Here is a 13,814-nt window from a genome sequence, read left to right on the forward strand (position 1 = left end):
TTCTGATCGTTCGTCATCGTCTCAACGGGCGGCCGCTCCCGCCGTCGGCCCCCGGACCGCCGGAGCCCTCGCCGAATCGGGTCCGGGCCGTCGCCGCATCAGCTGAGCGCCCGTCGCCGGAGCGGCCCAGCAGCCACCGCCGGATCAGCCCCGGGGCCCGCCGATTCGGCCCCGGAGCGCCCGCCGGATCAGCCGAGCGGGCGGCAGAGCAGCGCGGCCGGGGCCCCGTACTGGAGGCGCTGCCAGGTGGACGCGACGCCGGCCAGGTACTCGCCGTCCGCGCACTGGCCCTTGTAGCGGCCCGGCGCCCAGTCGCTCGCCACCGAGCCGCCGGTGGCGGGCCGGTTGTCGCCCCGGTCGAACCAGACCGTGCGGCCGGTCAGCGGCAGCGGACCGGCCGCCGGGGCGCAGAGCAGGGCGGCCACGGCGTTGGCGCGCACGCTGTAGCCGACCGCGAGGCTGCGGTCGGGGCACTGGAGCTTGTCGTAGCCGGACGCCCAGTCCCCCGCGGTGACGTAGCGCCCGTCGGTGACGGTGGTCCAGTCGCCGCCGCCGGCGGCCGGCTCGCCCGCGTCGGTGCACAGGGCCCGGCTGTCGCCGCGGGCGAGGGCGGTCAGCCGCAGGCCGTCCGGGCAGTCGCCCTTGCGGTTGCCGGGGCTCCAGTCCGGGCGGGCCAGCATCCGCCGGGAGAGGACCTGGTCGGCGTGGTCGAGGGCGAGCATGCTCCAGTGGTCGACGGCGGGCACCGGGCCGCTCGCCGACGGCGCGCCGACCAGCCGGGTCCAGTCGGCGGCCCGCCAGTCGCCGGGGTCGGTGAGGCCGGTCCGGGCGCCGTCCGGGCCGTAGGAGAGCAGCGCCCAGCTGTCCTGCGGCCGCCCGGCGGCGTCGGCCCAGCCGACCAGCGGCCAGACGGCGAAGTCGGTGTCGCCGCGCACCAGGATGTCGGTGAACGCGTGCAGCCAGGCCTGCTCCTTGGCGTCGGTCGAGCCCCGGCCGCCCGCGCCGAACTCGCTGATCCACACCGGAGCGGTGAAGTGCTGCCCGGCCCGGGTGACGAACAGCGCCTGGTCGTCCACCACCTGGGCGAGCTGCTCGGGGGTGAAGTCCTGGTAGCGCGGGTCGCTGGTGGATCCCGGGCCGCTGCCAGCGCCGGTGTTGGCCGGGCCGGTGTAGCCGTAGAAGTGCGCGGCGTAGACCAGCTTGCCGGAGTCGATCAGGGTGTGGGAGAGGTTGCGCACCGGGGTGAGCATCGGGCGGCCGTGGCTGAACCCCGCGGCGGGGATGCCGTACCAGTTGATGCCCTCCATGACGACCAGCAGGTCCGGGTCGGCCCGCAGGACGCGGTTGCCGGCCTCCTCGAAGGCGGCGTACTCGTCGTGGGCGTCGCCGAGGCCCCAGTTGGGGTCGTCCCAGACGTCCCGGCGGACCTCGTTGCGCAGGTCGACGCCGACCACCCGCTTGTCGGCCTTGTAGCGGTTCACCATGAACAGCCAGTCGTCCTCCCACTGCGCGGTCGACTGGCCGCTGTTCCAGCGCTCGTTGCCGTCCAGGCCGCAGCAGAAGCGGTAGCTGGTGGTGTGGTTGTTGAGGATCACCGCGAAGCCGTCGGCGGTCAGCGCGGCCACCACGGCGTCGAACACCTGGAGCGGGGTCCGGCCGCGCAGCTGCGGGTTGGCGGCGACGGCGGAGTCCGGCACGGGGACGGTGTCGTGGATCATCGCGTTGGCGAACGGCAGCCGGACGCTGTTGAGGCCCAGCCCGTGGAAGTCGGCCAGCAGCCGGGCCACCGGCACCCGGTCCAGGCCCAGCGGGAGGTTGTGCGACACCTGGCCGGCCTGGTTGTTCGCCGGGTCGTCGGTGTTCCCGCTGCCCTGCCAAGTGCCCTGGGCTCCGGCCCAGTTTGCGGCCTTCAGCTTGAAGCGGTCGCCGCCGGCGTCGACGATGTAGCGCCCCCGGGTGCTCAGCGGGCCGGTCCAGGACGCGGCGAGCCGGGCCCCGGCCCCGCCGTCCGGCGCCGCGATGCCGGGGCCCGCCGCCAGCACGGCGAGCACCGGCAGGGCCGCGACCAGGGCGAGCAGGCGCGCCGCGAGACTCTTCATCGTCATCCCCGCTGTGGTGAGGTGGCTCGGGCCGTCACCCGGCGCTCGGGCGCGCCGTCGGCGAGAACGACAATATGACGGAACCTCATGTTCCGGGAGGGTGCATGCGGCGGCGCTTCCCCGGCGGCCCCCCGCTTCAGTCCTCGGCGTCCTCCCCCGGGCCGTCCTCGGCTCGCTGGTCCTCGGTGCGCCCGGCCCGCCAGTAGCCCATGAAGCAGACCGCGCGCCGGTCCATCCCCCGCTCGCCGACCAGGTGGCGGCGCAGCTCGCGCACCGAGGCCGCCTCACCCGCGATCCAGGCGTACGGCCGCCCGTCCGGCAGGTCGGCGGCGCGCACCGCCCCGGTGAGGCCCGGCGCGCCGGAGCGGCGGTGGAGCCAGACGGTCTCGACCCCGGCGCGCTGAGCCGGGAGGTAGGCCTCCTCGGCCGGCCCGTCCACCTCGGCGAAGACCCGGACCGGCAGGTGCGCGGGCAGTTCCTCCAGGATGGCGGCGATGGCGGGCAGCGCCGACTCGTCCCCGGCCAGCAGCACCCAGCCGGGGTCGGCGGGCAGCCGGAACTCCACGCCGCCCGCCTCCTCGACGGCCGGTCCGCAGACCACCACCCGGTCGCCGGGCGCGGCCGTGGCGGCCCACCGGGAGCCCGGGCCGAGGTCCCCGTGCACGGCGATGTCGATGTCGATCTCGTCGGGGTCGCGGCGCTGGCCGCGGACGGTGTAGGTGCGCAGCACCGGGCGCACCCGCGGGTCGGCCTCCCGCCAGCTCTGGTACCAGCCGAAGTCGCCGTCGCCGGGCGGGATCAGCGGCCCGGACTGCCCGGGGAGCGGCAGCAGCAGCTTGACCCGCTGGTCGAGGCCGCCGTTGACGAACCCGGCGAGGCTCTCACCGGTGAGCGTGACGCGGACCAGGTGCGGGGTGAGCCCGGCGGTGCGGGCGACGCGCAGGGGGAAGAGCGCGAAACGGGCGGGAGCGGTGACGGTGGACAGGGCGGGCTCCTTCCAGCGAACGGGCGGACGCCGCGGCCGTGCCGGTCCGTACGTCGTCGACGCGCACCGCAGCTTAGGTGAGGCTAACCTAAACTCTGCGCCGAGGACAGCCGCCCTGGTTCGCCGTCAGCCGCCGTTCCCGTCAGTCACCGCTCCCGTCAGCCGCCGTTCCCGTCAGTCACCGCTCCCGGCCGCCACCGGGTCGGTGATGCCGCCGGGCGAGGCCTCGCCCCGGACGTCCCAGCCGGCCAGGCGGGCCGCGGGCTCGTAGACGGACTCGTAGAAGTCCAGCACCACGGCACGCGGGTCCTCCCGGCCGCGGACCTCGTCGTACGGCAGGACGGCCAGGTGGCTGCCGCTGCGCTCGACCCAGCGGGCGGCACCGGGCCGGAGCGGGCTGTCGGCCAGGCCGGCGGGCTCGGGGGCCGCGTAGGAGTAGAAGGCCGGGTCCGGGAAGGAGTCGTCGCCGAACCAGAAACCGGAGCTCACGACCTCGCGGGAGTAGGCCTCGCGGGTCACCGGGTCGACGGTCCGCGGCTGTTCGATCACCCGGCCGGAGAAGCGGGTGACGGCGATGTCGAAGGTGTGCCAGAAGTGGTGCACCGGGCTGATCTTCCCGCAGAAGCCGGCGGCGAACTCCTCCAGCACCAGGTTGACCTGGCTCAGCACCTGCCAGTAGCGGTTGACCCAGAACGGGTCGTAGGCGGCGTGCTCGGTGTCCTCGGTGAACGGCCGGCCGGCGTCGGGCAGGTCGAACGGGAACGGGTGCGAGACCGTGACCGGCACGCCGACCGCCGCGAGGGAGTCGAGCGTACGGCGGTAGAACGACGCCACGGACTGCCCGGTGAGCGGGAACGAGGCCGTGCGGCCGTCCGAGGAGGAGACCACCAGCCGGTGGTCGACGAAGTCGAAGTCGACGCAGAAGGTCCCGCCCCCGTCCAGCACGGCCATCGGGCGGGTGGTGATGCCGCGCCCGGTGAGGTGGTAGGGGACGTTCCACCAGTGGTTGCGCCGCACGCTGCACGCCAGGCGGATCTTGCCGACGACCTGGGCGAAGCGGTGGACCGTCGCCTTGGAGTCCTGCCACTGGGCCAGCGGGATCGGGGGGAACAGCTCCATGGGGGCCACGCTAGGCCGGTGGGGGCCGCCCCGCATCCGCACCCGGCCCCCACACGGCCTCGGCCGACGCGCCCCGCCGGGGGACGCGCCGGCCTCGTTCCGACCTTGTTCCGGACCCGTCAGAGGGCGCGCGCCCTCGTCCAGGCGGCCTCGCGCAGCAGCCGCAGCCCGTTGAGGCCGACGATCACGGTCGAGCCCTCGTGGCCGAGCACGCCCAGCGGCAGCGGGAGGGTGGCGACCAGGTCCCAGACCACCAGGGCGGTGATGAACACCGAGGCGATCACCAGGTTCTGCACCACGAAGGACCGGGCCCGCCGGGAGAGCGCCACCACGGCCGGGACGGTGGCCAGTTCGTCACGGACGATCACCGCGTCGGCGGTCTCCAGCGCCAGGTCGGAGCCGGCCCGGCCCATCGCGATGCCGGTGTGGGCGGCGGCCAGCGCGGGCGCGTCGTTGACGCCGTCGCCGATCACCAGCACCTTCCGTCCGGCCGCCTCCCGCTCGCGGACGGCGGCGACCTTGTCCTGCGGCAGCAGCCCGGCCCGGACGTCGGTGATGCCGACCTCGGCGCCCAGGTGGGCGGCCGCGCGGGGGTTGTCGCCGGTGAGCAGCATCGGCGCGGTACCCGTGAGGGCCGTCAGCGCGGCGACGGTGGCGGCGGCGTCCGGGCGCAGCCGGTCGGCGATGCCGAGCACGCCGACCGGGACGCCGTCCGCCTCGACCAGCACGGCGGTGCGGCCGGCCTCCTCCAACTCGGCCGCCAGCGCGGCGGCTTCGGCGCACGCGGCGTCGGTACGGCCGTTGATCAGCCGCGCGGGCGCGCCGACCGCGACCACCCGGCCGTCGACGGTGGCGGTGACGCCGACGCCGGGGGTGGAGCCGAAGTCCTCGGCGGCGGCCGGGGTCAGGCCGCGACCGCGGGCGGCGTCGACGACGGCGCGGGCGAGCGGGTGCTCGCTGGGGTGCTCGGCCGCGGCCGCCAGCGCCAGCAGCTCCGCCTCGGCGAGGCCGGAGCCGGTGAGCGGCCGGAGGTCGGTGAGGCGCGGGGTGCCCTCGGTGAGGGTGCCGGTCTTGTCGAGGGCGACGGCGTCGACCTGGCCCAGACGCTCCATCACGACGGCGGACTTGACCAGGACGCCGTGCCGTCCGGCGTTGGCGATGGCGGAGAGCAGCGGCGGCATGGTGGCCAGCACCACCGCGCACGGGGAGGCGACGATCATGAAGGTCATCGCCCGCAGCAGCGAGCCGGTGAAGGCCGCGCCGAAGGCCAGCGGGACGGCGAAGACGGCGAGGGTGGCGGCCACCATGCCGAGCGAGTAGCGCTGTTCGACCTTCTCGATGAACAGCTGGGTGGGCGCCTTGGTCTCGGAGGCCTCCTCGACCAGCTGCACGATCCGGGCGATCACCGTGTCCGAGGCGTCCCGCTCGACCCGCAGCCGCAGCGCCCCGGTGCCGTTGAGGGTGCCGGCGAACACCTCGTCACCGGGCTGCTTGGCAACCGGCAGCGGCTCGCCGGTGATGGTGGCCTGGTCGACCTCGCTGGCGCCGTCGAGCACCCGCCCGTCGGCCCCGATCCGCTCGCCGGGCCGGACCAGCACGGTGTCCCCGACGGCCAGCCGCTCGGTGGGCACGGTCTCCTCGCCGCCGTCGGGCAGCAGCCGGGTGGCGGTGGCCGGGGCGAGGTCGAGCAGTCCGCGCACCGAGTCGGCGGTACGGGCGGTGGCCAGCGCCTCCAGGGCGCCGGAGGTGGCGAAGATGACGATCAGCAGCGCGCCGTCCATGACCTGCCCGACGGCGGCGGCGCCGAGCGCGGCCACGATCATCAGCAGGTCGACGTCGAGGGTCTTCTCCCGCAGCGCCTGGAGCCCGGCCCAGCCGGGTTCCCAGCCGCCGGTGGCGTAGGCGAGGGCGTACAGCGGGCCCCAGGTCCAGGCGGGGGCGCCGGTCAGCTGGAGCGGCAGCGCGACCAGGAAGAGCACCGTCGCGGCGGCGGCCCAGCGGGCCTCGGGCAACGACAGCACCCGGGTGCGCCGCCGGGGCGCGGTGTCCGGACGCGGCGCGCCCGGGGCCGCGGGGCGTTCGGTCAGGGTGGTGGAGGACATGGCGGACGGGACCCTTCGGGGCAGGCCTGGGCAGGGCGGGGCCGGTGACTCACTCACGATACATGAACATATGAAGGCCCCTTCATCTATCAGTTGTAGTATTGCCCGCATGGGTCATGGAGCCACCCCCGCCACCGCCGTCCCGCACACGCGCCTGGACGCCACCAGCGCTGCCCGGGTGGCCACCACCCTGCAAGCCCTGGCCACACCCTCCCGGCTGCTGATCCTCTCCCGGCTGCGCGAGGGCCCCTGCGCGGCCACCGAGCTCGCCGCCGAGGTCGGCCTGGAGCAGTCCGCCTGCTCCCACCAGCTGCGCCTGCTGCGCAACCTCGGCCTGGTCATCGGCCGGCGCAACGGCCGCCAGGTCGTCTACGCGCTCTACGACAACCACGTCGCCGCGCTGCTCGACCAGGCCGTCTACCACATCGAGCACCTGCGCCTGGGCCTCAGCGACGCCGACGACCCCCAGGACGCGGACGAGCCGGTCGGCACCGCCACCCGCTGAGATCGGCGCCGGGTCTCGCGGCTTCGGCCAACGGCACCCGTGCGGCCCGCCGCAGAGGCGCGGCGGCGCCCAACATCCGAAGCGTGAGCCACAGTTCGGCCTTCACGGCACGACCGGCCTGCCCGTGGTGGCAGCTGAGATGAATGACTCGGGCATTGTCATTCACACCACTTGACGGGCCGCCGCGAGCCGAGCAGACTCGCATCGCGGAAACCAGCTGACATGAATCCTTGAAAGACAGCCATTCACACCAGCTGCCAATGCCTGCCCGTTCCCGGCAGCGTCCGCCTGCCCGCCTCCGGATCGCCCGTCCTCCGCGCCCCAGGAGTCCAGCATGCCCTCGAACACCCCGCCCGATGCCGCGCCCGCCGCCCCGCCCTGGTCACGCGTCAACCGCGCACCCCTGACCGGGAGTTGGTGGGCCCGCGGCCTGTGGCTGGCCGAACGCCTGAGCGGCGAGGGCGACCCGCCCGCCCCGGTGGCCGACAACCCGCCGGAGGGCAGCCTCGGCTGGCGCGCCGACCGCCGACTGGCCCGCTGGCGCTCGGCGTTCACCGACCACACGCCGGACACCGCCGAGGCCCAGGCCCGCGCGCTCGGCATCGACCCGCCCCTGCTGCGCCGACTGCTCGCCGAACACCCCGACAGCCTGGCCGCCCGCACCGTCAAACCGGCCTGGGCCCGGTTCGTCGAGGACGTCGTCGCCCGCGCACCACGGCTGCCCCCGGCGCCCGACGGGGAAGACACCACGGAACACGACGAGGGGCACGACGGAGCACACCGGCACGGCTTCGCCGACTTCGCGGCCGTCGTCGAGCCCTTCCTCGCCGAGGCCCTCCGCCTGCTGGAGGCACCCGCCCGCACCGCGGACGCCACCGAGCCCTCCGCCGCCGTCCTCGCGGCGGCCCGGCGCTCGCTCACCGCCGGCCTGCGGGACCAGCTGGTGTCCGTCCTCGGCCGCACCCTCGTCCTCGAACTCCATGTGGCCCGGCTGTCCGGCCAGTTGAGCGGTGACACCCCGCAGGAGCGCTTCCACGCCTTCATCGCCTGGCAGCGGGAGCCCGAGCGGCTGGCCGCGCTGCTGGACGAGTACGCCGTCCTGGCCCGGCTGCTGGCGTGCGCCACCCGGAACGCCGTCCACGCGCACCGGGAGTTCCTCGACCGCTTCACCGCCGACCGGCCCGCGCTGGTCGAGCGGCTCTTCGCCGGGCGCGACCCCGGCGAGCTGACCGAGGTGCGCACGGGCCGCGGCGACGGCCACGAGGCGGGCCGCTCGGTCGCGCTGCTGACCTTCTCCTCCGGCGCCCGGCTGGTGTACAAGCCCCGGCCGCTGGCCGTCCACGAGCACTTCAACGCCCTGGTCGACTGGTACGACACCGTCCTGCCGGGCCCCGGCCCGGGCACCGTGGCGGTGTGGGACCGGGGCGGGTACGGCTGGATCGAGTACGTGGAACCGGCGCCGTGCGCCGACCACGCGGCCGCCGAGCGGTTCTACCACCGCCTCGGGGCGCTGCTGGCCCTGCTCTACGCGACCGCCGCCACCGACTTCCACTTCGAGAACGTGATCGCCGTCGGGGAGCACCCGGTCGCGGTCGACCTGGAGTCCCTGTTCCACGTCGGCGTGCCCCACCTGACCGGCAGCCCGCTGATCGACGACGACCCGGCGCAGCACCTGCTCGCCCACTCGGTGCAGCGGGTGGGCCTGCTGCCCTCGGTACTGGTCGGCGACGGCGGCGCGGTGCTGGACGTCGGCGGGATGGGCGCCGACAAGGGCGCCGTGATGCCCTTCAAGTCGCCCACCTGGGAGGGCGACGGCACCGACGAGATGCGCCTGACCCGGGTGCAGCGCGCCTTCGAGGGCAGCGCGAACCGGCCGCGCCTGGACGGCCGAGACGTCGACCCGGCCGACCACCTGGCGTCCCTGCGGGCGGGGTTCGAGGCCGGCTACCGCGCCATCGCCGCCCACCGCGAGGCGCTGCTCGCACCGGACGGCCCGCTGGAGCGCTTCCGCGAGGACACCTGCCGCACCATCGTCCGCGCCACCCGGGTCTACGCCCACCTGCTGGGCGAGAGCACCCACCCGGACGTCACCCGAGACGCGCTCGACCGCGACCGGGTGCTCGGGCTGATCTTCGCCCAGTCTGCCGGGAACCCCGCCCAGCGGCCGCTGCTGCGGCTCGAAGCCGAGGACCTCTGGAGCGGCGACGTCCCGCTGTTCCGCTCCGTCGTCGGCTCCCGCGACCTGCGCACCCACCGCGGCCGGTCGCTGCCGCGGGCACTGCCCGAGTCGGGGCTCGACCGGGCCCGGCGGATCGTCGCCGCCATGGACGAGCACGACCTGGTCACCCAGGACTGGATCATCCGGGCCGCCTTCGCCGCCCGCGCCACCACCGGGGGAGCCGACGGTGCCGCGCCCGCGGGCACCGGCCCGCGCCCGGCCGGGCCCGCCACCGGCCCGGACCGCTCCCCCGGCGAACGCGCCCTGCGCCTCGCCCGGTCCGTCGCCGACCGGCTGCTGGCCGACGCGCGCCGCGACGGCGGGCGGGCCGGCTGGCTCGGCCTCGACCTGAGCCGGGACCAGTGGCGGGTCACCGCCCTGCGGGACGACCTGTACGGCGGCTACCCCGGGACGGCGCTGTTCTTCGCCCAGCTCGCCGCCGTCACCGGGGAGGAGCGCTACGCGCGGTGGGCGCGGCGGATCCTGGCACCGTTCCCGGAGCACCTGGCCCACGTGCTGCGCCACACACCGAACCGCTCCTGGGGGGCGTTCGGCGGCCTCGCGGGCACCGCGTACGCGCTCGACTGCGCCGCCGTGCTGCTCGACGACCCCGCCCTGGCGGAGCCCGTACCGGGCCTGTTCACCGCGGCGGCCGGCGCCCTCGACGACGACCGGCAGCTCGACCTGATCGGCGGGGCGGCCGGCTGCCTCGCCGTGGCCGAGGCCCTGGCGCACCGGTACGGCGCCGCCGCGCACGACTGCGCCCGGCGCTGCGCGCGGCTGCTGGTGGAGAAGGCCGAGGCGCACCCCGGCGGCACCGTCGCCTGGCGCACCGCGATGCCCGCCGCACGGCCGCTGCTCGGCATGTCCCACGGCGCCGGCGGGATCGGCTGGGCACTGCTGCGGCACGCCGCCCGCACCGGGGACGCGGCCGCGCTGCGCACCGGCCAGGCCGCGCTCGCCTACGAGGAGGCCGGCTACGACCCCGAGGTCGACAACTGGCCGGACTACCGGGAGCAGGCCCCCCGGCCCTGGCGGGCCACGCCTCCCCCGGGCACCTTCGCGGCCGTGCACGCCTGGTGCCACGGCGCCCCCGGCATCGGACTGCTCCGGGCCGACCTGCCCGCCGGGGTCCGCACCCCGTCGAGCGACCGGGCGCTGCTGCGCGCCGTGCGGTCCACCGCCGACGCCGGCCAGATCGGCGACGACAGCCTCTGCCACGGCACCCTGGGCAACCTGGAGCTGTTCGCCGCGGCCGCCCGCGCCGGGGTGGCCCGGGCCCGGGACGACCACTCCCGGACCCGCGACGCCCTGCTGGCCGCGATCGAGGAGCGCGGCCCGGTCTGCGGCACCCCGGGCGGGATCGTCACGCCCGGCCTGATGACCGGCCTGGCCGGCATCGGCCACGGACTGCTGCGGATCGCCGCGCCCGAGCGCGTCGCCCCCGTGCTGCTGCTCGCCCCGCAGGAGGCCCCGTGAGCGCCGCGACCGACCCCGCCCGGCCGGCCGCCCCCGCCCGGGAGCGCTCCCGGCGGCGCGCCCACCGGGTGCCCCAGCGGCTGCAGTTCACCCGGACCGAGTGCGCCGCCGCCTGCCTGGCCATGGTGCTCAGCCACTACGGACGGGACTCCACGGTGGCCGACTGCCGCCCGCTGCTCGGCGCGGGACGCGACGGCGCCTCGGCGGCCGTGCTCGTCGACGCGGCGCGGCAGGCCGGGCTGACCGTCCGCGTCGACCGCGGCCCGGCCGCACTGGAGCAGCCGCTGCGCGGCCCGGTCATCGCCTACCTGCGGACCCACCACTTCGTCGTCCTGGAGCGGGTCGACCGCCGGTCGGTCCGCCTGGTCGACCCGGCCGGCGGGCGCCGCCAGATCTCCCGGCAGGACTTCGACGGCCTGTACGGCGGCGTGACGGTCGCCCTGGAGCCGGGCGAGTCCTTCGAGGAGCGGCACACCCCGCTGCGCGACCGCCCGATGGTCCGCTACCTGCGGCGCTTCCTGGCCGCCCCGGGCGGCCGCTCCCTGCTCGCCCTGACCGCCCTGGTCACCGGACTGCTGCAACTGCTGGGCCTGGCCGTCCCGTTGCTCACCCGCACCGTGGTGGACTCGCTCCTCCCGCAGCACCGCACCGACCTGCCCGTCCTGCTGGCCCTGTCCGCCGTCGGCATCGCCCTGCTCACCGGACTGCTGACCGCCCTGCGCGCACTGGCGCTGCTCGCCCTGCGCCGGCGCGGCGACCTGGTGCTCACCCGCTCCTTCGTCGAACACCTCTTCCGGCTGCCGCTGCGGTTCTTCCTCGAACGGGGCCGCGGCGACCTGCTGATGCGCACCTCCAGCGTCTCCAGCACCCGGGAGACCCTGACCCAGCAGCTGATGACCGTGGCCCTGGACGGCGTCCTGCTGGTCGGCTACCTGGTCGCCGTCGTGCTGCTGCAGCCCCTCTACCTGCTCGCCGTCGCCCCGCTGTTCCTGCTCCAGCTGCTCCTGGTGGTCCACGCCCACCGCCGACTGCGCAACCTCGCCCAGCTGGAGCTGGTCGCCAAGGCGGAGGAGCAGAGCTACCTGGTCGAGGCGCTGGAGGCGATCCTGCCGCTCAAGGCGAACGGCGTGGAGAGCCGCGCCGTGGAGCACTGGCAGGGGCTGTTCACCCGCTACCAGGGCGCGATGCTGCGGCGCGGACGCGCCACCGCCGGGCTCTCCGGGGCGCAGCGGGCGATGACCTCGCTCGGGCCGCTGCTCATGCTCGGCGTCGGCGCCTGGATGGTCATGACCGGCCGCTCCACCCTGGGCACCATGCTGGCCGCGAACAGCCTGGTGCTGTCCGTCCTGGCGCCGCTGGAGACCCTGTCGACCACCGGTCAGCTCTACCTCACCGTCAACGCCCAGGTGGAACGCCTCTTCGACGTCCTGGACGCCCCGGCGGAGACCGGCGGCCGGCTGCGGCTCACCACCCGGAAGGCGACCTCGGTGGACGTCCGCGCGCTGACCTTCCGCTACCAGGCGTCCGGCCCGCCGGCCCTCAGCGGGATCGACCTGTCCGTCCCCGCCGGCGGCAAGCTCGGCATCGTCGGCCGCACCGGGTCCGGCAAGAGCACCCTGGCCCTGCTGCTGCTCGGGCTGCTCCCGCCCGACGAGGGGACGGTGCGCCACGACGGCGTGCCGATCGACCGGCTCGACCTCGCCGACCTGCGCGCCCACTGCGGCGCCGTCCTCCAGGAGCTGAGCCTGTTCGGCGGCAGCATCCGGGACAACCTGACCCTCGGACGGCCCGACGCCGAGGACGCCGAGGTGGTCCGGGCCGCGCGGATCGCCGGGCTGCACGAGGACGTGCTGGCCCTGCCGATGGGGTACGACACGCCCGTCGGCGAGAGCGGGTCGGCGCTCTCGGCCGGCCAGCGCCAACGGGTCGCCCTGGCCCGGGCCCTGGTGCACCGGCCGCGGTTGCTGCTGCTCGACGAGGCGACCAGCCACCTCGACCCGCAGACCGAACGCCATGTCGACGGCGCGCTCGCGGAGCTGGCCGTCACCCGGATCGTCGTCTCCCACCGGCTGAACGCCGTGCGCAACGCCGACCAGATCCTCGTCCTCGAACACGGCCGGATCGTCCAACGCGGCCGCCACGACGAGCTGATCGAGCAGGAGGGCGCGTACCGCCTGCTGTTCGGCGCGGCCGACACCGACGTGCGCCCCGCCGCGAGCCGCTGAAGCCGACGGGCCACCGTTCCGACGGACCACCGTTCCGACGGGCCGCTCGACGCCCGTCCCCACGAACCCCGGTCGGCCGCCCGGCCGTCCGGTCGAGGAACCACCACCGAGAGGCAGGAACGCCATGAGCGACAACAGCACCGCCCGTGCTTGGAAGGACCCCGAGGACGCGGCCCGCGCCGTCGCCCCCGCCCACCCGTCCGGCGAGGTCGACCTCGGCCTGTTCGTCGGCGGCCTGTCCGACGAGGAGGGCGGCAGCGAGGCCCTCGGCACCGGCGGCTGCTGCCCCACCTGGGCCACCGGCACCCACTGCTGACGGCCCGTACCCCCCGACCCGGAGCGGAAGGAGTCGAACCATGAGCGACGAGGAGACCGTCCGGTCCTGGAAGGACCCCGAGACGGCCCGCACCACGCCCGGCCACCCGCTGGGCGAGCCCGACCTCACCGCCCTCAGCGGCGGCGAGGAGCCGGTGACCGTCTTCGAGATGTGCACCGGCCAGACCGCCTGCGGCACCTGCGGCGGCTTCACCTTCGGCTGCTGCTGAACGCCCCGGCCGAACGACCCCGCCGAACGACCCCGAAGGAGTCGAACCATGAGCAACGAGGACATCGTCCGGTCCTGGAAGGACCCCGAGACGGCCCGCACCGCCCCCGGCCACCCGGTCGGCGAGCCCGACCTCACCGCCCTCAGCGGCGGCGAGGAGCAGATCACCGTCTACGACATCTGCACCACCAACCAGACCGGGTGCGGCACCTGCGGCAGCTTCAGCTTCGGCTGCTGCTGAGCGGCCCGGAGGGAGTCGGACCATGAGCGACGAGGAGACCGTCCGGTCCTGGAAGGACCCCGAGACGGCCCGCACCGCCCCCGGCCACCCGCTGGGCGAGCCGGACCTGACCGCCCTCAGCGGCGGTGAGGAGGCCTTCACCAACAACGATTTCTGCAGCAGCACCGACCAGAGCTGGTGCGGCACCTGCGGCAGCTTCAGCTACGGCTGCTGCTGACCCGCGCACCACTCCGCACCACCCCGTACCACTCCGCACCATCCCGCACCGGGCGTCGGGTCCGGCCCTCCCCCGAGGGC

11 protein-coding genes are annotated in these 13,814 nt (G+C 75.6%); 7 read left to right on the forward strand and 4 right to left on the reverse strand.

The features are described 5' to 3' along the window. Positions 1-188 precede the first annotated feature (188 nt). The 4 genes from ACFRQN_RS22150 to ACFRQN_RS22165 form a co-directional block, all read right to left on the reverse strand. Positions 189-2,105: a glycoside hydrolase family 5 protein gene (locus ACFRQN_RS22150; protein ID WP_380741632.1), complete on the reverse strand. Its 1,917-nt coding sequence runs from the start codon at positions 2,103-2,105 to the stop codon at positions 189-191. Positions 2,106-2,235: 130 nt separating this feature from the next. Continuing rightward, positions 2,236-3,156, reverse strand: coding sequence for a siderophore-interacting protein (locus ACFRQN_RS22155; protein ID WP_380741637.1), 921 nt, complete (start codon positions 3,154-3,156; stop codon positions 2,236-2,238). 102 nt (positions 3,157-3,258) lie between these two features. Next, positions 3,259-4,203: a DUF5996 family protein gene (locus ACFRQN_RS22160; protein ID WP_117485613.1), complete on the reverse strand. Its 945-nt coding sequence runs from the start codon at positions 4,201-4,203 to the stop codon at positions 3,259-3,261. Between the two features lie 119 nt (positions 4,204-4,322). Further along, a complete protein-coding gene (locus ACFRQN_RS22165) occupies positions 4,323-6,305 on the reverse strand; it encodes a heavy metal translocating P-type ATPase (protein ID WP_380741633.1) in 1,983 nt (660 codons plus the stop codon). A gap of 109 nt (positions 6,306-6,414) precedes the next feature. Between ACFRQN_RS22165 and ACFRQN_RS22170 the strand changes: the two genes are divergently transcribed. The 7 genes from ACFRQN_RS22170 (at position 6,415) to ACFRQN_RS22200 (ending at position 13,734) form a co-directional block, all read left to right on the forward strand. After that, the gene (locus ACFRQN_RS22170; protein WP_074003144.1) at positions 6,415-6,810 is read left to right on the forward strand and encodes a helix-turn-helix transcriptional regulator; all 396 of its coding nucleotides are present in this window, start codon (positions 6,415-6,417) and stop codon (positions 6,808-6,810) included. 334 nt (positions 6,811-7,144) lie between these two features. Continuing rightward, positions 7,145-10,507: a type 2 lanthipeptide synthetase LanM family protein gene (locus tag ACFRQN_RS22175; protein WP_380741634.1), complete on the forward strand. Its 3,363-nt coding sequence runs from the start codon at positions 7,145-7,147 to the stop codon at positions 10,505-10,507. Continuing rightward, the gene (locus tag ACFRQN_RS22180; protein ID WP_380741635.1) at positions 10,504-12,732 is read left to right on the forward strand and encodes a peptidase domain-containing ABC transporter; all 2,229 of its coding nucleotides are present in this window, start codon (positions 10,504-10,506) and stop codon (positions 12,730-12,732) included. The genes ACFRQN_RS22175 and ACFRQN_RS22180 overlap by 4 nt, the downstream gene beginning before the upstream one ends. 124 nt (positions 12,733-12,856) lie before the next feature. Beyond that, positions 12,857-13,048 carry a hypothetical protein gene (locus tag ACFRQN_RS22185; RefSeq protein ID WP_049659012.1) on the forward strand — a complete coding sequence of 64 codons (192 nt, stop codon included), beginning with the start codon at positions 12,857-12,859 and terminating at the stop codon, positions 13,046-13,048. Positions 13,049-13,088: 40 nt separating this feature from the next. After that, complete coding sequence (locus ACFRQN_RS22190; protein ID WP_074003145.1) at positions 13,089-13,277, forward strand: hypothetical protein; 189 nt, start codon at positions 13,089-13,091, stop codon at positions 13,275-13,277. Positions 13,278-13,325: 48 nt separating this feature from the next. Continuing rightward, positions 13,326-13,517: a hypothetical protein gene (locus tag ACFRQN_RS22195; RefSeq protein WP_074003146.1), complete on the forward strand. Its 192-nt coding sequence runs from the start codon at positions 13,326-13,328 to the stop codon at positions 13,515-13,517. A 22-nt stretch (positions 13,518-13,539) separates the two neighbouring features. Continuing rightward, positions 13,540-13,734, forward strand: a complete 195-nt coding sequence (locus ACFRQN_RS22200; RefSeq protein WP_074003148.1) for a hypothetical protein — start codon at positions 13,540-13,542, stop codon at positions 13,732-13,734. Positions 13,735-13,814 lie beyond the last annotated feature (80 nt).

It is taken from the genome of Kitasatospora sp. NPDC056800, assembly GCF_042789775.1.
GTDB lineage: Bacteria > Actinomycetota > Actinomycetes > Streptomycetales > Streptomycetaceae > Kitasatospora.

Bases quoted from the DNA above. Each gene is read 5' to 3' on its own strand.
- ACFRQN_RS22150 (WP_380741632.1), bottom strand. From the start codon at position 2,105: ATGACGATGAAGAGTCTCGCGGCGCGCCTGCTCGCCCTGGTCGCGGCC.
- ACFRQN_RS22160 (WP_117485613.1), bottom strand. From the start codon at position 4,203: ATGGAGCTGTTCCCCCCGATCCCGCTGGCCCAGTGGCAGGACTCCAAG.
- ACFRQN_RS22165 (WP_380741633.1), bottom strand. From the start codon at position 6,305: ATGTCCTCCACCACCCTGACCGAACGCCCCGCGGCCCCGGGCGCGCCG.
- ACFRQN_RS22170 (WP_074003144.1), top strand. From the start codon at position 6,415: ATGGGTCATGGAGCCACCCCCGCCACCGCCGTCCCGCACACGCGCCTG.
- ACFRQN_RS22175 (WP_380741634.1), top strand. From the start codon at position 7,145: ATGCCCTCGAACACCCCGCCCGATGCCGCGCCCGCCGCCCCGCCCTGG.
- ACFRQN_RS22185 (WP_049659012.1), top strand. From the start codon at position 12,857: ATGAGCGACAACAGCACCGCCCGTGCTTGGAAGGACCCCGAGGACGCG.
- ACFRQN_RS22190 (WP_074003145.1), top strand. From the start codon at position 13,089: ATGAGCGACGAGGAGACCGTCCGGTCCTGGAAGGACCCCGAGACGGCC.
- ACFRQN_RS22195 (WP_074003146.1), top strand. From the start codon at position 13,326: ATGAGCAACGAGGACATCGTCCGGTCCTGGAAGGACCCCGAGACGGCC.
- ACFRQN_RS22200 (WP_074003148.1), top strand. From the start codon at position 13,540: ATGAGCGACGAGGAGACCGTCCGGTCCTGGAAGGACCCCGAGACGGCC.